Below are 18,000 nucleotides of genomic sequence, written 5' to 3'. Positions count from 1 at the left end.
CGAACCCGTCTCTAATCCGCAAACGCGCTCTGAACGGCCTGACTGAAAATCAGGGCCCTGGCATCCAGTGCGTCCTGATGATCACCGTCGAACGCGTGAACCATGGTGCGGAACTGTTTTGCTTCTTCGCCCAGTTCGGGCTCCCCGACCGCCCGGCGGAGATGGATCAGGGCGTGTTCGTGCCTGACCACAAGGTCTGCCAGATGGAGGGCGGAACCGATCATGTAGGCCCGATACTGCAGGCGTTTGACATGATCGAGCCTGTGAACATCCGGTTCCTGCAAAAGCTGCCAGAATCCGATGACATTCCTGCAAGCGGTGCGCATCAGGCGACCGCATTTCTCTTCGTCTGACCGGGACATGCTTGCCTCGCAAGATTCGCCTCGACCACTCAAGCGTAGCGCTACACCCGCAAACTGCAATGAACCAGAAGAGTCATGATGCGTCATTACACGCCCAGATTCATTGATTTCGAAATTATTGTTCTTGGACAAAGACTTGTGCAGTGGACTGCGGCCGGGAAAACTTCATTTCGAGGCCAGAAAATACAACCACAGGGTAGAACTTTGGTTCACATCCGGGTCAACGGGCGCCCGCAGCGATCGCCTGATTGATTTTCAAACCCGCATTCACGGCGTGATAGATCGGGAAAGGTGTGCGCTGTGACAGGTCGATGTCCCGCCTCAGCCACTCCTGCTCTTCCAGAACACCAAGGGACTTCGACAGGGCCCGGTCCGTCACCGGTCCGAGGTCTGACTTGATCGCCGAAAACCGGCTTGGCGCCCCGGTTACTGCCAGGATAGGCACCGTCCAGCTGCGTCGCAGTACCGAAAAGGCATCCTCGTTCGGAACGATCTCCTCGATCCGGCTCGCCATGGCAGCAACAACCTTGCCTTTGTCCGTCAGCCGAAACTCGGGCCGCAGGGGATGGCCGTGGCCGGGGTTCCGCTCCAGCAGTCCAAGCTGGAACAGATGTTCAAGGCTTGCTGCAAAAGAACTGCGACTCGCCCCTGTCGCCGCGATCAGCGGGGCTTGCCGACCGGAAACACCTGCATGCAATTGAGCCAGAATTTTCAGCGACCAGGCTTTGGATGTGAGGTTGACAAGAAGCTGCATATTCATATTTTATATCTACTATACTTTTGATACATAGGAAAGTCTCATGCCTCTCGTTTCTCTGGATAATACGATCACTCTCGCCCTCTCCGTTCGCGACAGGCATGCAAGTGCCGACTGGTACGCGGAAAAACTCGGATTCGAGTTGCTCTATCATATGGACGAAGCTGGCTGGAGCGAGCTGGCAACCCGAACCGAAGGCGTGACCCTGGGACTGGGCGAACAATCCGAACCGACGCCCGGAAACACGGTTCCCGTCTTCGGCGTGGCCGATATCGCAGGTGCCCGCAGTGCGCTGGAAGGGGCCGGTGTCAAATTCGACGGAGCGACGGAGACCATCGAAGGCATGGTCAGCACCGCAACCTTCTACGATCCCGATGGCAACGCGCTCATGCTTGCTCAGGACCTGTCCAAATAGGCGGCTCACAAGGAACAGCCCCCCGAAGAACATCGGCACATCCGGTCGGGCGACCGACCGGATACTGTCTGCAGCGGGTTTTCGCAAACATCCAAGGCACGAATTTACGATCTGACAGGCAGCAGGCGACAGAAATACGTCGCACTTCCCAGAGGAAGCTGACGAATGACGCAAAGGAATAGTCGACACAAAATCTTTGCATTGCCAGAATAGTCGACTACTCTCTTATTCTTGATCTCATTCTGAAAATCGAGTTCTGCGGCATGCCTGCGACATTGTTTGAAAAGTACGGCGGCTTCGGGTCGGTGAGCCGCATCGTAATGACCTTTTACGACAAGGTCCTCGATTCCGAAGAGATCGGTGACTTTTTCGACGACGTCGACATGACCCGCCTGATCGATCATCAGACCAAGTTTATCTCCTATCTGTTGGGCGGGCCGGTCAGCTACTCGGAAGAGCGGCTGAGACGGACCCATGCCACCCTTGACCTGAAAAACGAGGACTTTGACGAAGTTGCACGTCTCCTGCGCGAGACGCTGGTGGAACACAAGTTCGACCCTGCAGACATCAAGTCCGTGATGTCGGCAATCGAAGCGCGACGTTCCGCCATCCTTTCGACCGGTGCGACATGAGCATCACCGCCATCAACCAGCAGCTCTTGCGTGCGATCGGGGTCGGCATTGCCGTCGTCAACAGCAAGGACCTCCAGTTCCTGTTCCAGAACGCTCCGTTTTCCGATTGGTTCGGCAAGCCGGAAGCCGTCACCACGCTTGCCGATCTGCTGCCGGATATCGACATCGCACAGCTACGTGAAGCAATCAAAGAGCAGGGACGCTTTTCCGGAGAAGTCTCCGTCAAGCTGAAGCGCCGAACCCTGGTCATCGCCTTGACCGTTTCGCCAGCTGAAGAGCAGGACTTCCTCGTCGTTGAGTGCCAGAACATCACGCGGATCCGCGAACTGGAGTCGATGATCGACAGTTATTCCTCCATGGTAGAGCGGAATACGCGGGAACTGGAACGCGAGAAGGAACGTGTCGAGCGCCTGCTGCTCAACCTGATGCCGCGTTCGGTCTACGAGGAGTTCAAGACCTTCGGCGTCGTCACGCCGCAGCTTTACGAGAGCGTTTCCGTGGTCATGCTCGACTTCGTGGACTTCACGAAATTCTCCGCAGAGCACGACCCGACGGTGACGCTTGGAGAGCTGAACGACATCTTTACCGCATTCGACCGTATCGCCGAGCAATTCGGCTGTGAGCGCATCAAGACCATCGGCGATGCCTATCTTGCCGTTTCAGGCATGCCCGAGCCCTCACCGGATCACATGCGCGCTGTTGCCAACTGCGCCGTGCGCTTCATTCGTTACCTGGAGCGTCGGAACCAGAGCCATCAACACAAGTGGCGGGCGCGTGTCGGACTGGGTACGGGATCGGCAGTCGGTTCCGTCGTCGGAATCCAGAAGTACGTTTATGACGTCTTCGGCTCGGCAGTGAACCTTGCTGCACGACTGCAGGAATTCGCCAATCCCATGTGCGTCGTTGCGCCGGATGCCATGAAGGAATTCCTGGTGGACGAGTTTCACCTGGAAGACCTTGGCAAACGCGAGATTCGCAGCTTTGGAGAAATGCGGCTGATGCGGGTCAGCCCTGGTGTCGAACTGGCCCATCGGGCGCGGCAGTTCTGACCGGACAACAGGTCCGCTGCCAGGCCACTCGCACACCCGAACGAAACCCGCCCGCTCAGTCCCACGGCAAAAGCAAAGGTGCAGCCCCCGAACGCAGCACCTTTGCGCCAATGTGCCGTCAGTTCTTGTTTTTCTTCTTGTTCCCGAAAACGTTGCCCAAAAGGCCGGAAGGCAGACCGAAACCTTCTTCTACCGCTTTCAGAACTTCCTCGTCATCGACCTCGCCGTCCAGAACCTTCTGAACGTCGATCTGGGTCTTGCCGCCGGTCGCCTGGTTGATGACCTTGTTGGCCTGGTCAACCAGCTCCTGGGACGGTTCCTTCTTTCCCTGAAGAATGGAGATCAGCTCACCGCCGGTCTGCTGCAGTTGCTTGTAGGCTGCCTCCGGGTTTTCCAGAATACCCTTGATATCCGGATAGATCCGCGGATCGTTCCACGGACCTTCGATCACGATGGGCACACCTAGGCCGGCCAACTTCTTGTCTTCGCCCTTCCGCCGAGGCTGCGGGGCCTGGCCTTCCAGCGTCGGCACGATCTTCGGCTCCACACGCCAGGAAAGTCGCTGCGCCGGCATGTCCGTCGTGCCCTTGCCGGTCATGCGAACCAGCGGCCCGATCAGCGACAGATCGTCGGTCTTGGCAATGCCGTTCTGGATCTGGAACGTTGACCCGAGCGAGCTGAAATCGGTCTTGGCCGACGGATTGGCCTGCCATCCGAGCAACGTCTCCACCGACAGGCCACGCACCATCTGCGGCACGTTGATGCCCTTGATCGCGCCGTCGGCGAATGTGTAGTTGGCTGTCCCGTTCAGGGCCTGCACCAATGCCTGTTCGCTGCCGCCTTTGGAGGTAACATCCAGGTTGATGTTGGCCTTGCCTTCGATCCAGCTGAAATCGGCTGCATCGCGCAGCAACGGATAGGCATTGAGGTTGGCGAGAGCAAATTTCGCGGCAACTTGAGGTGTTGCGGACGCCCCGTTGAGCGTAACCGTACCGGTGCCGGAGCCGCCGTAAAGTGCCAGCTTTTCCAGGTTCGCAGTCAGCACACCGTTCTTGATGGTGGTCGACAGGGCGCTCTGGTCGATCTTGATCTTGTCCCAGCGGATTTCGCTGGTGGTCAGCTTGAAGTCCGCGTCGATCGCGTTGAGACCGGAGAAATCTATCGGCTCTGTACTCCAGCCACCTGCCCCACCGCGTTTGCCGCCGCCAGCCGAGGAATTTCCGGACGCCTGGCCAGAACCGCCACCACCGCCGCTGCCTGCGCCCGAAGACGATGCGCCGCCGAGATAAGGGTCGAGCACAAGTTCCCGCAGATCCAGCCGCGCCGTAACGCTTGGCTTGCCACCAAGGACGATCCGTCCGTTGGCTTCACCCGACGTATCGTCCAGCGTGAACCGTGTTTCCTCGAATAAAATCGTCTCGCCTGCGACGCCAAAGATGCCCGAAGCCTTGAAGCGCCTCAGACCGCCACCGCTGCCGAGCGGTTTGCCGAGCCACGCCATGAGCCCGCGCAGGTCGGCAGTATCGACGCTGACCGCACCATCAAGCGCACCATCGCGCGAAGCCCGACCATTGAAGCCGGCGCTCACGCGATTGCCTTTCACGCTCACGGAAACCGGCGCAGCTCCCCCCGCCAGCAGGCGAGCGGTGTCGCCTTCGCCGGTCAGGCTGAACGCTTCGCCGCGCCAGGACAAGGCACCGCTGAGCGATATCGGGTTTTCCAGTCCCTGCAGATCGATATCCATGGCAAGGTTCGTCAGGCGGTCCGCTTCCGGATCGCCGCCAACCGCCGACGCAAGCCCAAGTCCGCCAATCTCGCCCTCGGCGATACGTACGGACCCCGTAATATCAAGACCGGCAAGCAGTTCCTCCCCTGTCTGCCCCACGGTTGCAAAGGCGAGGTCGAGGCTGAGTTTGCCGCTTGCAGGCAAATCCCTGCCTGCAAGCTGCAGGAGATCGGCAATCGAACCGTCTTTCAGCACCAGCCGGCCGGAGACTTCAGGAACGCTCCCCGACAGATCCGCGTCCGCCGCACCGCCAAGAGACAGTTGGCCAAGCGTGATGTCGAGATCAGCCAGCGACAGCATGGCCTCGGTGCCTGCAACCTTGGCCGACACGGCAAAAGCACCCGGATCGGCGGCAAGGTCCTGCCCGGCCAGCGCTGCAAGCGCTTTCAGCGAAGGCCCGGCTGCAGATAGGGCCAATTCGGCGCGCATCGGATCCAGGCCGGATTGACCGGTGACCGAGACGCTGTTTTCACCACTGGAAATTTTCAGGTCTACCGGAACCTGCTCCCCGCCCATGAGAGCGAGCGGGTTGGTCAGGGATCCTGCGACGGCGACCGGCATTTCGCGGAACGTGAAGCTGGATGTCAGATCCACCTCACCCGACAGGCTGGGCGCCTGCAGGCTGAGATCAAGGTTGGAGATACGAACCGGCTCGGCAGCATCCGGCGCCTTGTAGGTCACCGTGCCACCGGTGATCTGCAGGCTGTCGACACCAATGCTCTTGAGATAGCCCTCGGGAGCTGCGGCTGTGTCTGCCGGCTCTGCTTCAGACGCAGGCGCAGGCGTGGCTTCCGCCAACGCATCGGTTTCAGCGTCGCCGGTTTCAGCCTCGATCAAGTCGCCAATGTCGCTGATGTCGCGGCGGGGCTCCCAGCTCGTGGTGCCGTTCGGGCCGATTTCCAGATAGATATCCGGCTTGTCCAGGGCAATTCCGGTCACCTGGATATTGCCGGAAACCAGACCACCCCAGGCAAGCCCAAATTCGACACGCTCGGCCTTGGCAAACTCGATCCCGTCGGCACCGGCCTCGCCGGCAAGGCCGATATCTTCCGCGACCAGCGAAAATCCGGGAAACAGCGACAAGGACACAGGTCCGTCCAGGCGCACGCGCCAGCCAAAGCGCTTGTCCACCTGCTCAACTACCTGACGCTTGATTTCGTCCTTGGGCAGGAACAGCGGCACCACCAGAATGATGGTTACCAGCATGAACAGCAGACTGCCCAGTCCGATCAAAAGCCGACGCATTTAGTGTCTCCCCGTCGCGAATCGGTCCCCAATGTAGACCAATCGGGCCGGAACGTCCCCAAGCAGAAGCAACCGCTTTCGCAGGAAAGGAGACAGAACGATCAAATACCGGCACATCGGTCTACAACTCCGCATACCGCCCTTGGGACCGGCATACGATCCCGATCACTGTGCCAGCCGATTTTGACAAAAGCAGGAAGTCTGCCGAATTTGCCCCAGGTTGGCACCATTCAGGCTGAAAACAGCCTGAATAGTGCAGGATCCGGCCGTCCGATGCTCTGTCTCAGGACAGGGCAAACATGTGATTGTCCCAGGAAATGCCCGGTGGGCGAGCCAGAATTTCCGCCGGCTGGGCAGTATCCTCAACAAGAGACAATGCCCCGTTGCCGTCAGATATCAGAAAGCTGCCCTGATCGATCGGCGCAACGCCGCATCCGTCGGCAATGGCCTCGGCACCCAGGAATGCGCCGGTATCGGCCTTCCAGAACAACGTCTGCCCACCCCTTGGAGCAGACGTTGCAATGACCTCACCGCTTGCGTTTGCGGTTACCGAGCCGATGTAGTTCTGAAGGCCTGACGCGATACCTGTCGGAATTTCCGTCAAGATGGGTGCTTCGTCCCGCGAAAATACGCCAACCAGAGGCGGCAGGTCTGTTTCCGGCCCCTCGAACTGACCGCCGACCCAAGCCCGCCCTTGTCCGTCCAGCGCCATATGCCGGAGCGACAGCTGGTGCAGGGAAGCGTCCAGTGCGTGGCTGGCATGAAGATCACCGGTTTCGCGATCCAGGAACACCACGGTCGGCGCCATGGTGTCGAGATTGAGCTTTTCACGCCCCTTGTCCGGATGGGTCATGATGCCGCCATTGGCAACGACAAGCGTGCGCCCGTCCGGCGCGAGCAGGAGGTCGTGCGGACCGATGCCAAGGGTCTCGATCTCGCCGATCCGCTGAACCTCACGGCCACTCATGTCGTAAACGCCAATCACGCCACGGGCTGCGGCATAGTCGTTTTCGACCGCATAGAGCAGTCTGCCATCAGCGGAAAAACAGCCATGTCCATAGTAATGGCGGCCAGGTTCCGCCGTGAGAACCTCCGGCTCCACATCCTGATATGGCCGAACCACGACCGCGAATGTGCCGGGCCGGCGGGCAAAGGCCACAAACCTGGACTTGTCGGGAGAAACCGCGACGCCGTGGCCCCGTCCCGGCAGACCGATCCTGGCCAGAACCTGTCCAAGGTCGTCGACAACACCGACCCCATAATCGCCGTTTTCAAGCTTGTAGGCGCTCACGAACAGCGGCACGCCGTCGGATGCTTCCCGGTTCAGAAGGCTTGCCGCCAGCGTCGAGCCGGAAAATGCCGGCAAGGCGGCAAGGCCGCCGAGTGCTGCCAGAAAACCACGCCGGGACAGGGGCTTAGTCACCATCGAGCGCATTGAAACCTCCAGCAAGTTCCAGGGCACCTGCAAGTTCAAGGGCAATCGTGTCGCGAAGCGATTTCAGCGTGATCGCCAGGACAACCATCTTGTCATAGGCATCGCCTTCTTCGAAGGACTGGCGCAAGGGCGGATCTAGGGTCCCCAGAAGAGTGACAGCATTGCCAAATTCGAAGTCGAGCGTGTCGTATATCCAGGTGAAATCGTCCGGCGTGAGGTCCTTCAGGTCGAGGGAAACAATGGCCTTCTGAATGCCGAGCAGCTCGCCGTTGAGATAGACCACGCTGTTGCCGGAGCGCGAGAACGGAAAGCGCGTCGCCCTGGCCTTGTCCTTGCCGGTTCCCAATGCCGGAAGCACATCCTGATCCCGCGCGATGATCAGCCCCGTGACCAGCGCGTTGAACACGCTTTCCAGCGCTTCCTTCGACGTATGGAACCGCTCGTTGCCGCCTTCGGCTGTCAAGAGCACCTCGCTGTATCCGTCGGGATCCTGCCAGCCGGCAGCGATTTCGCTGGCCATGGCCGCAAGGTTTTCCGAAATTGCCAGTGCATAGCCGCAGCTGAAGTCCTTGCCGTCGTCCGCCTGCCCAAGCCGAACCGCACTGTCCTTGTCGAAAGCGAGCAATTCCAGTGCTGTCAGTCCCTGAACCGCGACGCTCTTGTCCTTGAGCGTCGCCGCAGACAAGGCGTCCTTGTCTTCAGAAGCGAGAAGCTTGCGGATCTGGCGTTGCGTGATGCCACGCGGGTCAGGCAGGAAAGCCAGCCGACTGAGGCGATCGTTGTCGATCAACGGGCCAAACCGCAAGAAATGCACATGGGAGAAATCCCGCACAGTGTCTGAAAAGGCCGTCCTGAACCCCTCGACCGATGCTTCGTCCGCATTTGCGCAGACCGCTCGAACAGCGTCCGGCAGATTTGCAGAGGTTTCGGCAAACGCACCGGTTGCCGGTTGGATATAGGTCTCGATCAGATTGTCGAGTTTCGGCTCGTAGTCCGTGGCGAACGCGGGCTGGGCGATAACGGCTCCGGAAACGAGAGCGGCAAATAGCAAACAGCGCATCAAAGGGACTCCAGAAAACGTATAAGCGATTGTCGGTCGGCGGGCGGAAGCGCAACCACAGCGTCGCGCGCCTGTCTGGCTTCGCCGTCGTGCCACAGGACCGCTTCCAGCAGATTGCGTGCACGGCCGTCGTGCAGGAACCGGGTGTGATTGTTGACAGTCTCGGTCAGGCCAATGCCCCATAGCGGCGGCGTACGCCACTCCTGTCCACTGGCGTCACCCACCGGGCGATTGTCGGCAAGGGCTTCGCCCATGTCATGTAACAGGAAATCCGAATAAGGCCAGATCAACTGGAACCTGTGCGCCGGATTTTCAGCCTTTCGGCTGGTCACGAATTTCGGTTGGTGGCAGGCCGGACAGCCCGACTGGTAGAAAACCTGCTTGCCTTTCAGCACCTCGGGATCATCCACCTCGCGGCGCATCGGCACCGCCAGGTTTTCCGAATAGAAAGTGACGAGATCCATGACCGGGTCCGGAGCTTCCGAGACACCAAGGTTTGCCTGTTCGCCATGAGGCAAGGCGCGGCAAGCTGTCTGCGCCTTGGTGCAGTCGCCGTAATTGTCCGGCATCTCGGGCGTCGAAATGCCGATATCACCGGCAAACGCTGCCGCGGACTGGGCACGGATCGAGGGTTTGGAAGCCTTCCAGCCGAAACGGCCAAGCGTTAACGCACCCGTCGCGGGGTCACGAACCCGGCTGACCTTGCCGGAAATTCCATCACTGTCGATGTCGTTGGGGTCCGCAAGCGCTTCAATGTCGCCGGGATGAATGGCCTGCACCAGACCGAGGCCGATCATGGGCGGGGCCGCGCGAGCCGAAATCATGGTGTCGGGGTGCATGTCGCCATATCCAAGATCCCGGATCCTGAAGACGGGCTTCTGCAACACAGCCTTTTCCCCACCGGCCAGCGGAACCTCGATCTCCTCCACCTCGATATCGAAGCGTCCTTCTCCAGGCAGGCCCGGCACCGCAAAGGTCTGGAACTGACCGCCGTAGGTCGGCTCCGGCACCAGCAGGATATCCTTGTCGGCAAGTGCCTGGCGCTGCGCCTCGGACTGAGGCGGGATGGACAGGCGAAGGAACATTGAAACCGCGTCTTCACCCGCCCGCGGCGGTCGGCCCCGGCCATCCTTCAAGTGACACCCCTGGCAGGAGCGCGCGTTATAGAGCGGTCCCAGGCCATCCGATGCCTGTGTCGACGAGGGAGAAGACGCCCAGAGCTTCTTGAACAGCCCGTTGCCCACCTTGAAGGTGGCCTGTTCTTCGAAGGTCAGATTGGCATTGGAGTGGGAATAGGCATCCCGGTTGATCCGCTTTCGGGACGTACCGGCCCCGCCCTGCATGATTTCAAAGGCTTCAGCGGCTTCGAAATCGGCCGGCGGCTGCAGAACCTTCGCGGCCTTGATCCTGTCCTTGGCCGAAAGATCATCCCGGTGAGACAGCGTATCATCTGAAAGAGCGGTTCCTGCCGCCAGGCAGAAACACAAAAAGACGCCCGTCATGGCGCCCGGTCTGGGGACCAGTCTCATATTCGCATCCTGACTGTAATCCGCGAGCCCCAATTCGCGGACAAGCCGTCAGGCGGCCGATGCCGCCTGACGATCTGTTCGATTATTCGAAAACGGCGCCCGGGTTGTCCAGGCTGTCGGAACCTTCAAACGCGATATCGTCGAGTTCAAGCACCTTGACGACCCGCTCGATGGAAGCTGTCTGGTCAACCAGTGCATCGACAGCGGCCTGCACGACGGCGTTGCCCTCGTCATTGCCTTCGCCGATCATCTGGTCATAGGCTTCGCCGCCTTCGGCCCGGGCCTTCATGGCTTCGAAAGCCGCCAGCGTGGCGTCGAGCTTCGTCTTCATTTCTTCTGCCAGCGCCGGATCCTTTTCCGCCACCAGATCGGCCAGGGAAGCACCGGAAACATCGTTGCCGACCGGGCTCTTGTACGACCCGAAATAGACGTTCCGGATACCGACCACGTCGTTGTAGTGCGACATGTGGGTGTTGTCGGAGAAGCAGTCATGCTCTTCTTCCGGATCATGCAGCATAAGGCCAAGCTTGATGCGCTCACCGGCCAGTTCGCCATAGGAAAGAGATCCCATGCCGGTCAGAATGGTAGCAAGACCACCGGCCTCGCCCTTGCCGGCCAGTTCTTCGCGCGCAGCCCCGTCAGGAGCCCAGGCATTGGCCATTTCTTCAAGATCCGAAATCAGAAGATCGGTTGCGGCCTGCAGATACTGAATGCGGCGCTCGCAATTGCCACCGGTGCAGTTTGCCGGATCAAAGTCGGTGGCAGGGCGGTTGCCGGCACCAGCTTCGGTGCCGTTGAGGTCCTGACCCCACAGCAGGAATTCGATGGCGTGGTAGCCGGTCGCAACGTTCGTTTCCACTTCGCCGGCTTCCTGCAGGGATTCAGCAAGCAGGGTCGGCGTGATTTCGGTGGCATCGATGGTTTCACCACCGACCTTGAGTGTCGGATTTGCAATCACGTTGGCGACGTAGAGATCGTTTTCTTCCGATTCATCACCGTAGGACGCGTCGACATAGTCGATCAGGCCTTCGTCGAGCGGCCATGCATTCACCTTGCCTTCCCAATCGTCGACAATGGCGTTGCCGAAACGGTACGCCTCTGTCTGCTGGTAAGGGTCGCGTGCTTCCTTCCAGGCGGTGCGCGCGGCTTCCAGGTTTGCTTCGGTCGGCTCAGCTACGAGCTTGTCGATCGCGGTCTTGAGCGTCTTGGCCGTTGCGAGCGAGTCCGCATATTTTGCCTGGGCTATGTCGCCGTAGGTCGACAGAACGTCGGAAGGTGCTGCAGCCAGGGCCGGAGTGACGAAAAGGGCAGAAGCGGCCAGAAGGCCAAGCTTGAAAGTATTCATTGATCCATCCCGTAATATGTGTCGCCCGCAGTGCGCGTGGACCGTCTCTGGGCGAAACCTGAATGATTTTGTGGCGCGGAAACACGCGCCGCAGGGAGAGGGAAACCATTTCATGAGGCAGGAAGTCAAGTTATAATTCCAAAAAAATCAATAGTTTAGAACGGTTCCAAAAAGTTGACTTATAAATGCCGGATTTGATTCCCATCTCAAAGTCTTAAAGCCGACATCAACCCTTTGATGGTAAAGAGGGAATGGTATAGCAATAAAAGCCGGCCTGTTTGGGGGGCCAGGCAACAGGAACGACAGACATGCTCAATGCGCTGAAAAGTTTTGTTCGGGAGCTGACCTTTGGTGACAGCGGAGAAAAGACCTTCGCCGAAGACGACAAGCGCCTGGCAGCGGCGGCTCTCTTGTTTCACCTGATCGATATCGATGGCGTGATCGAGGAAAGCGAAAGCTCGAAGCTGCGGGAAATCCTGCGCAAGCACTATGACCTGACGGACAAGGAAACGACCGAACTGATCGCCGCCGCCAAGCAGCGCGACGAGGAAGCGGTCGATCTGTACGGCTTCACATCGGTGCTGAAGCGCACAACCGACGAGGAAGAGCGCCTCGCGATCGTCGAGATGATGTGGGAAATCGTCTATGCCGACGGCCACGTGCACGAGTTTGAGGACAACACAATCTGGCGGGTTGCCGAACTTCTCGGTGTCTCGACACGTGATCGCATGACCCTGCGCCACAAGGTTGCCCAGACTGCCCCGGAGACCGACGAACTGGACTGATCGCCCACGCGATAATCAGCCGGGACGCGTATTTATGCAGGATGAAGTGGCAACGGGACTCGATTTTCGTGCCGACCTCCCTCATATTAAGTCCATGCTTTTTCAGTCCGATCCCGTGAAGAACCGACCGAAAGTCCTGATTGTCCTGCATCAGGAGCATTCCTCGCCCGGACGAGTGGGCCTTGAGCTTGTGAAGCGCGGCTTCGCGCTGGACATCCGCAAGCCTCGGTTCGGCGACCTTCTCCCCGACACCATGGAAAACCATGCCGGCGCCGTGATTTTCGGCGGCCCGATGAGCGCCAACGATCCCGATGCGTTCATTCAAAAGGAAATCGACTGGATCGGTGTTCCGCTTGCCGAGGAAAAACCCTTTCTCGGCATCTGCCTTGGTGCGCAGATGATGGTCAAGCATATGGGCGGCACAGTCACGGGTCATCATGAGAGCCTGGTTGAGATCGGCTATTATCCGCTGCAGCCGACCGAGGCAGGCAAATCCCTGATGGACTGGCCGAAAAAGGTCTATCAATGGCATCGGGAAGGGTTCAACCTGCCCCGCGGCGCCGATCTGCTGGCCTCCGGACCGACTTATCCGAACCAGGCGATCCGCGTCGGGTCTTGCGCCTACGGCATCCAGTTTCACCCGGAACTGACCCACCAGATGATGGTCCGCTGGACGACCAAGGGCGCCCCGCGCATGGAGCTGCCCGGTGCCCAGCAACGCCGCGACCATTTTGCCGGACGCTTCGTTTACGATCCCGCTGTTCGGAAATGGCTTGACCGTTTTCTGGACCTCTGGATCGGCACGGCCGCCGCCCCGGTTTGCCACGGCATGCTGAAGGCAGCGGAATAACCGGCGTATCAGACCCGATACCCCGGCAAGACATTGCTTTAACGAGACCCTGAACTGCCTCCACCGTCATTCCGGACAAGCAAGGCGAAGCCGTGCGCAGATCCGGAACGACAGTGGCGGGGGTTCAGGCGCCTCGAATTCTGCAACAATTGTCACTGGGCTCCCCTTGCGCGTCTCACCTCCGGTGACAGACGAAAGAAAAACAAAAGTCGCCCCAAATAATCCCGAACGGCTTTTGAAATGAGTGTCGCAAGCACCCAATCTTTTAATGACGCCGATTGCGCAACTCTTGCGAATAAGGCTGTCTATGCGGCGAAACAGAAACCACCGGGACACCACGATGACTGTCTTTGTCGCCCTGCTCCGCGCCGTGAATGTCGGCGGAACCGGAAAGCTGCCGATGGCAGATCTTCGGTCCATGGCTGAGGACATCGGCCTTGAAGCTGTTGCCACCTATATACAGAGCGGAAATCTTGTCTTCACGTCAGATCTGGAAGCCGAGGACGTTCTAAACCGGCTCACCGAAGTCCTCACGGCTTATTTCGGCAAGACGCCGGGCGTCATGCTTCGGACCATCCCGGAACTCGAAACTCTTTGCGCGCAAATGCCGTTTCCGGACGCCCCGCCAAACCGCGTACTGGTGACCTTTCTGCCGGAGGCTGCTCTCTCCGATGCCCTCGAGGCAATGGTAGCACCCGATGGCGAAGAGGCCGTCGTCCTTGGACGTGAAATCGTCGTCCGTTACCCTGACGGCTCTGGTCCCTCCAAATTGAAGTTCCCGGCCCTGAAACCCGGCACCGCCAGAAACCTCAACACTGTCCGCAAGCTGCTGGAAATGGCTCGTGAACGAGGCTGACCAGGAAGACAATCCGCCTCTCGTCCACCGTCATTCCGGACAAGTGCAGCATCGCTGCACGCCGATCCGGAATCCAGCGCATCTGCGTGAGCGCAGCGAACCCTCAAGCTGGAGGAAAGACGCGCTTGAAGCGCGAATGATATCTGGCTCCCGGATCTGCACGCGGCTCCGCCGCGCTAGTTCGGAATGACGGGCGAGGTGGACACAAAAAGGCCGCCCGGAATGGATCCGGACGGCCTTTGGTTGGTGCTGTCGCCAGCATCTTAACTTTCGAAGACCACCAGAAGGTCCTTGGCATCGATCTGCGAACCCGGTGAGACTAGGACTTCCTTGACCTTGCCGTCGCGTTCGGCGTGGAGCGCGGTTTCCATTTTCATGGCTTCGATGGAGACCAGCACATCACCGGCGGTGACATCCTGACCGGCGGTGATCGCCACCGTGGAAATGACGCCCGGCATCGGTGCTCCGACATGCGCCGCGTTGCCGTCCTCGGCCTTGCGCATTGCGGCAGCTCCGGTGGCGCCATGGGCGCGGTCCGGAACCTTGACATTGCGCGGCTGACCGTTGAGCTCGAAGAAGACCTTCTTCTCGCCCTTCTCGTCGGTCTCGCCGATCGCCTGGCAGCGGATCACCAGCGTCTTGCCGGCTTCCAGATCGACGGAGATCTCGTCACCCGGTTCCAGGCCGTAGAAATAGACCGGAGTCGGCAGGACGGACGTCGGACCATATTGCTGCTGGGCCTTGTCGAAGTCGGTGAACACCTTCGGGTACATCAGATAGGAAGCAAGCTCGGTGTTGCTGATGCCGTGGCCGGTCTTGTCGGAAACAGTCTTTCGCTCCGCATCCAGATCGGCATCCTTCAGGAGCGACCCCGGCCGCACGGTGATCGGGGTTTCGCCCTTCAGAACCTTCTTCTGAAGCGCTTCCGGCCATCCGCCCGGAGACTGGCCGAGGTCACCGTGCAGCATCTTGACGACGCTGTCCGGGAACGCGACGTCTTTCGCCGGATCCTCGACCTCCGCCACGCTCAGCCCCTGGCTGACCATCATCAGCGCCATGTCGCCGACGACCTTGGAAGACGGGGTCACCTTGACGATGTCACCAAACATCATGTTGACGTCGGCATAGGCCTGCGCCACTTCGTGCCAGCGGGTTTCCAGGCCAAGCGAACGGGCCTGTTCCTTGAGGTTGGTGAACTGCCCGCCCGGCATTTCGTGCAGGTAGACTTCCGATGCCCCGAAGCGCAGGTCGCTTTCGAAGGCACGATATTGGGTCCGCACCGCTTCCCAGTAGAACGAGATCTGGCGGATCGTCTTGGCATCGAGGCCGGTATCACGGTCGGAACCGCGCAGGGCTTCCACGATGGAGCCAAGGCACGGCTGGGAGGTCAGGCCGGACAGCGCGTCCATGGCTGCGTCCACCGCGTCGGCGCCCGCTTCGACCGCTGCCAGAACAGTGGCCGCGGCGATGCCGGACGTATCGTGCGTGTGGAAATGGATCGGCAGGCCGACTTCCTGTTTCAGCGTCCGGATCAGGACCTTGGCTGCTTCCGGCTTCAACAGGCCGGCCATGTCCTTGAGACCCAGGATGTGTGCGCCGGCTGCTTCCAGTTCCTTGGCAAGGCCGACATAGTATTTCAGGTCGTATTTCGGCCGGGCACTGTCCAGCATGTCGCCGGTATAGCAGAGCACGCCTTCGCACAGCTTGCCTGCTTCCTGGACCGCGTCCATGGACACACGCATGTTCTCCACCCAGTTGAGGCAGTCGAACACCCGGAAGAGGTCAATGCCGTTTTCAGCGGCTTCCGCCACGAAATACTTGACCACATTGTCCGGATAGTTGGTGTAGCCGACACCGTTGGAACCGCGCAGCAGCATCTGCAACAGGATATTCGGCGCCTTTTCGCGGATCTTGTGCAGGCGTTCCCACGGGCTTTCGGTCAGAAAGCGCATGGCAACGTCGAAGGTCGCGCCACCCCAGCATTCCAGCGAGAACAGGCTCGGCAGACCGGCTGCATAGGCATCCGCGATGTTGACGATATCGTGGGTCCGCATGCGGGTTGCCAGCAGCGACTGGTGCGCATCGCGCATGGTCGTGTCGGTCACCAGCGTCCGCTTCTGGTCCTTCATCCAGTCGGCAAAACCCTTCGGACCCAATTCGTCCAGCAACTGGCGTGTGCCGGAGGGCTTGGCATCGCCAAAGTTCGGGATGACGGGCGCGGCCACATCCTTCGGCGGACGTGCGCGGCTCTTGGTTTCCGGATGACCGTTCACCGAAACGTCGGCGATATAGGTCAGGAGCTTGGTTGCGCGGTCCTGACGCTTGGTCTGCTCGAACAGGGCCGGCGTCTCGTCGATGAAACGGGTCGTGTAGTTGTTGGCCTTGAAGTCGGCGTGGCTGATGATGTTCTCCAGGAACACCAGGTTTGTCGCCACACCGCGGATACGGAATTCGCGCAGGGCGCGGTCCATGCGCTTGCGGGCGTCTTCCGCCGTCGGAGCCCAGGCCGTGACCTTTTCAAGAAGCGGATCGTAGAAACGGGTGATCACCGCACCGGAATACGCCGTGCCGCCGTCCAGACGGATGCCGAAGCCCGTCGCCCCGCGATAGGCGGTGATGCGCCCGTAATCCGGAATGAAGTTCTGCTCCGGATCTTCCGTCGTGATGCGGCACTGCAGGGCATGGCCGTTGAGACGGATCTTGTCCTGGGAGGGAACGCCGCTTTCCGGCGTGCCGATCTTCTCGCCTTCGCAGATCTTGATCTGTGCCTGGACGATGTCGATGCCGGTGACCTCTTCCGTCACCGTGTGTTCCACCTGAACGCGCGGGTTCACTTCAATGAAGTAGATGGCACCGGTGTCGGCATCCATCAGGAACTCGACCGTGCCGGCGCCGCGGTAATTCACGGCCCGGCCGATCTTCAGACCATATTCACAGAGCTCGGCCCGCTTTTCGGCCGAAAGATACGGCGCCGGAGCGCGCTCGACCACCTTCTGGTGGCGGCGCTGGATGGAACAGTCGCGCTCGAACAGATGAACCACGTTCTCGCCGTCACCCAGGATCTGAACTTCAACGTGGCGCGCCCGCTGGACCAGTTTCTCCAGATAGATCTCGTCCTTGCCGAATGCCGCCATGGCTTCGCGCTTGGCCGCCAGAACTTCCTTGGCCAGGGTCGCTTCGTCCGGAATGACGCGCATGCCGCGGCCACCACCGCCCCAGGAGGCCTTCAGCATGACCGGGTAGCCGATCTCGGCGGACTGGCGCTTGATTTCGTCCATGTCGTCCGGCAGCGGGTCCGTTGCCGGCATCACCGGCACACCCGCCTCGATGGCCAGATTGCGCGCGGCCACCTTGTTGCCCAGGCGGCGCATGGTTTCGGACTTCGGCCCAATGAAGGTGATGCCGGCTTGTTCGCAGGCATCCACGAATTCCGGGCTTTCGGACAGAAGGCCGTAACCGGGGTGAATGGCGTCTGCACCGGAGAGTTTGGCAACGCGGATAATCTCGTCGATGGAGAGGTACGCCTCGATCGGCCCGAGCCCCTTGCCGACCTGATACGCTTCGTCGGACTTGAACCGGTGCAATGCCAGTTTGTCCTGCTCGGCATAGATCGCAACGGTCTTCATGCCCAGCTCGTTGGCGGCACGGAACACCCGGATCGCGATTTCAGATCGGTTAGCAACGAGAATTTTTGTTATCGCCAAACGCCTTCTCCCCCTAATTTTACGCAAAACGAAAAGCCAGTTTCGGCAAGATTTCTACTTTGGTCGGAGGCGCTTGAAAAGGGGCAGAAGCTATGTCCTTTTTTTAACTTGGAAAATAATTTTGCGTCTGCGCCCGTAACTGTAGGAAAACGAACACTAATTCGATTGAACCCCAGATCCTCCCGGACTT

14 protein-coding genes are annotated in these 18,000 nt (G+C 59.8%); 6 read left to right on the top strand and 8 right to left on the bottom strand.

What is annotated here, in order from left to right:
• Window positions 1-11: 11 nt before the first annotated feature.
• The gene (locus ACYQ6M_RS24445; RefSeq protein ID WP_023002643.1) at window positions 12-362 is read right to left on the bottom strand and encodes a hypothetical protein; all 351 of its coding nucleotides are present in this window, start codon (window positions 360-362) and stop codon (window positions 12-14) included.
• A 220-nt stretch (window positions 363-582) separates the two neighbouring features.
• Window positions 583-1,116 carry a winged helix-turn-helix transcriptional regulator gene (locus ACYQ6M_RS24440; protein WP_228870759.1) on the bottom strand — a complete coding sequence of 178 codons (534 nt, stop codon included), beginning with the start codon at window positions 1,114-1,116 and terminating at the stop codon, window positions 583-585.
• 46 nt (window positions 1,117-1,162) lie between these two features.
• On the opposite strand from ACYQ6M_RS24440, the gene ACYQ6M_RS24435 reads away from it, so the two are divergent.
• The 3 genes from ACYQ6M_RS24435 to ACYQ6M_RS24425 all read left to right on the top strand — a co-directional run bounded on the left by ACYQ6M_RS24435 (window position 1,163) and on the right by ACYQ6M_RS24425 (window position 3,215).
• Entirely contained in the window at window positions 1,163-1,534 is a 372-nt protein-coding gene (locus tag ACYQ6M_RS24435) for a VOC family protein (RefSeq protein ID WP_460076108.1), read from the top strand.
• 263 nt (window positions 1,535-1,797) lie between these two features.
• Window positions 1,798-2,166, top strand: a complete 369-nt coding sequence (locus ACYQ6M_RS24430; RefSeq protein WP_055660052.1) for a group I truncated hemoglobin — start codon at window positions 1,798-1,800, stop codon at window positions 2,164-2,166.
• Complete coding sequence (locus tag ACYQ6M_RS24425; protein WP_460076106.1) at window positions 2,163-3,215, top strand: adenylate/guanylate cyclase domain-containing protein; 1,053 nt, start codon at window positions 2,163-2,165, stop codon at window positions 3,213-3,215. The genes ACYQ6M_RS24430 and ACYQ6M_RS24425 overlap by 4 nt, the downstream gene beginning before the upstream one ends.
• Before the next feature lie 118 nt (window positions 3,216-3,333).
• Here ACYQ6M_RS24425 and ACYQ6M_RS24420 read toward each other — a convergent pair whose 3' ends face one another.
• From ACYQ6M_RS24420 to ACYQ6M_RS24400, 5 genes are all read right to left on the bottom strand, one after another.
• On the bottom strand, window positions 3,334-6,246 hold the full coding sequence (locus ACYQ6M_RS24420) for an AsmA family protein (RefSeq protein WP_460076105.1): 2,913 nt from the start codon (window positions 6,244-6,246) through the stop codon (window positions 3,334-3,336).
• A gap of 283 nt (window positions 6,247-6,529) precedes the next feature.
• The gene (locus tag ACYQ6M_RS24415) at window positions 6,530-7,681 is read right to left on the bottom strand and encodes a DUF1513 domain-containing protein (RefSeq protein WP_460076103.1); all 1,152 of its coding nucleotides are present in this window, start codon (window positions 7,679-7,681) and stop codon (window positions 6,530-6,532) included.
• A complete protein-coding gene (locus ACYQ6M_RS24410) occupies window positions 7,662-8,741 on the bottom strand; it encodes an imelysin family protein (protein WP_460076101.1) in 1,080 nt (359 codons plus the stop codon). Before ACYQ6M_RS24410 ends, ACYQ6M_RS24415 begins: the two co-directional genes overlap by 20 nt.
• Window positions 8,741-10,270 carry a di-heme oxidoreductase family protein gene (locus tag ACYQ6M_RS24405; protein WP_460076099.1) on the bottom strand — a complete coding sequence of 510 codons (1,530 nt, stop codon included), beginning with the start codon at window positions 10,268-10,270 and terminating at the stop codon, window positions 8,741-8,743. The genes ACYQ6M_RS24410 and ACYQ6M_RS24405 overlap by 1 nt, the downstream gene beginning before the upstream one ends.
• Window positions 10,271-10,352: 82 nt before the next feature.
• Window positions 10,353-11,615 carry an imelysin family protein gene (locus ACYQ6M_RS24400; RefSeq protein ID WP_075282209.1) on the bottom strand — a complete coding sequence of 421 codons (1,263 nt, stop codon included), beginning with the start codon at window positions 11,613-11,615 and terminating at the stop codon, window positions 10,353-10,355.
• Window positions 11,616-11,923: 308 nt separating this feature from the next.
• Here ACYQ6M_RS24400 and ACYQ6M_RS24395 point away from each other — a divergent pair, with 308 nt between their 5' ends.
• The 3 genes from ACYQ6M_RS24395 (at window position 11,924) to ACYQ6M_RS24385 (ending at window position 14,106) form a co-directional block, all read left to right on the top strand.
• Window positions 11,924-12,400 (top strand): tellurite resistance TerB family protein, encoded by a 477-nt coding sequence (locus ACYQ6M_RS24395; protein WP_023002633.1) that lies wholly within the window; start codon window positions 11,924-11,926, stop codon window positions 12,398-12,400.
• Between the two features lie 94 nt (window positions 12,401-12,494).
• Window positions 12,495-13,250 carry a glutamine amidotransferase gene (locus tag ACYQ6M_RS24390; protein ID WP_460076095.1) on the top strand — a complete coding sequence of 252 codons (756 nt, stop codon included), beginning with the start codon at window positions 12,495-12,497 and terminating at the stop codon, window positions 13,248-13,250.
• A gap of 340 nt (window positions 13,251-13,590) precedes the next feature.
• Window positions 13,591-14,106: a DUF1697 domain-containing protein gene (locus ACYQ6M_RS24385; protein ID WP_460076093.1), complete on the top strand. Its 516-nt coding sequence runs from the start codon at window positions 13,591-13,593 to the stop codon at window positions 14,104-14,106.
• Between the two features lie 263 nt (window positions 14,107-14,369).
• On the opposite strand, the gene pyc is transcribed toward ACYQ6M_RS24385, so the two are convergent.
• Window positions 14,370-17,810 (bottom strand): pyruvate carboxylase, encoded by a 3,441-nt coding sequence (gene pyc, locus ACYQ6M_RS24380; protein WP_460076090.1) that lies wholly within the window; start codon window positions 17,808-17,810, stop codon window positions 14,370-14,372.
• Window positions 17,811-18,000 lie beyond the last annotated feature (190 nt).

Source organism: Roseibium sp. ROS1 (assembly GCF_054658215.1).
Note: the sequence above shows the minus strand (reverse complement) of the source record. Positions and strands in the feature narration are given on the sequence as shown.

Bases quoted from the DNA above. Each gene is read 5' to 3' on its own strand.
- ACYQ6M_RS24415 (WP_460076103.1), bottom strand. From the start codon at position 7,681: ATGCGCTCGATGGTGACTAAGCCCCTGTCCCGGCGTGGTTTTCTGGCA.
- ACYQ6M_RS24425 (WP_460076106.1), top strand. From the start codon at position 2,163: ATGAGCATCACCGCCATCAACCAGCAGCTCTTGCGTGCGATCGGGGTC.
- ACYQ6M_RS24445 (WP_023002643.1), bottom strand. From the start codon at position 362: ATGTCCCGGTCAGACGAAGAGAAATGCGGTCGCCTGATGCGCACCGCT.
- ACYQ6M_RS24395 (WP_023002633.1), top strand. From the start codon at position 11,924: ATGCTCAATGCGCTGAAAAGTTTTGTTCGGGAGCTGACCTTTGGTGAC.
- ACYQ6M_RS24410 (WP_460076101.1), bottom strand. From the start codon at position 8,741: ATGCGCTGTTTGCTATTTGCCGCTCTCGTTTCCGGAGCCGTTATCGCC.
- ACYQ6M_RS24405 (WP_460076099.1), bottom strand. From the start codon at position 10,270: ATGAGACTGGTCCCCAGACCGGGCGCCATGACGGGCGTCTTTTTGTGT.
- ACYQ6M_RS24440 (WP_228870759.1), bottom strand. From the start codon at position 1,116: ATGCAGCTTCTTGTCAACCTCACATCCAAAGCCTGGTCGCTGAAAATT.
- ACYQ6M_RS24435 (WP_460076108.1), top strand. From the start codon at position 1,163: ATGCCTCTCGTTTCTCTGGATAATACGATCACTCTCGCCCTCTCCGTT.
- ACYQ6M_RS24390 (WP_460076095.1), top strand. From the start codon at position 12,495: ATGCTTTTTCAGTCCGATCCCGTGAAGAACCGACCGAAAGTCCTGATT.
- ACYQ6M_RS24430 (WP_055660052.1), top strand. From the start codon at position 1,798: ATGCCTGCGACATTGTTTGAAAAGTACGGCGGCTTCGGGTCGGTGAGC.
- ACYQ6M_RS24385 (WP_460076093.1), top strand. From the start codon at position 13,591: ATGACTGTCTTTGTCGCCCTGCTCCGCGCCGTGAATGTCGGCGGAACC.
- ACYQ6M_RS24400 (WP_075282209.1), bottom strand. From the start codon at position 11,615: ATGAATACTTTCAAGCTTGGCCTTCTGGCCGCTTCTGCCCTTTTCGTC.
- ACYQ6M_RS24420 (WP_460076105.1), bottom strand. From the start codon at position 6,246: ATGCGTCGGCTTTTGATCGGACTGGGCAGTCTGCTGTTCATGCTGGTA.